This is a genomic window from Cobetia sp. SIMBA_158, assembly GCF_046566945.1.
In the GTDB taxonomy this organism is placed as follows: domain Bacteria; phylum Pseudomonadota; class Gammaproteobacteria; order Pseudomonadales; family Halomonadaceae; genus Cobetia; species Cobetia amphilecti.
In genome coordinates this window covers 1-237 of record NZ_JAWJYL010001056.1, presented here as the reverse complement: position 1 = coordinate 237, position 237 = coordinate 1, and the positions used below count along the sequence as shown (strand labels likewise).

The window sequence follows — 237 nt, the reverse complement described above, 5'->3', positions numbered from 1 at the left end:
AAGAGGCGATCACGTCGTCCATTTCCAGTTCACGACCATGATGAAAATGGACTCCTGGACGCAAAAAGAAACGCCAGTGAAGCGGTGATATTTGCTGCCAGTGGTGGGCGATGTCTGCTTCCAGTTCCCCATTTTCCTCATTTATGCGCGTTAGCGAACTGAAGATTTGCCGGGCAATATGGGTTTCGGAACGGCGCAATGCGCTGCCAGGTAGCAGATTACGCAACGGACGATAGT

1 pseudogene is annotated in these 237 nt (G+C 51.5%); it reads right to left on the bottom strand.

The features are described from left to right. Positions 1–237, bottom strand: a pseudogene (locus R2R70_RS23040) (hypothetical protein); the annotation flags it as partial.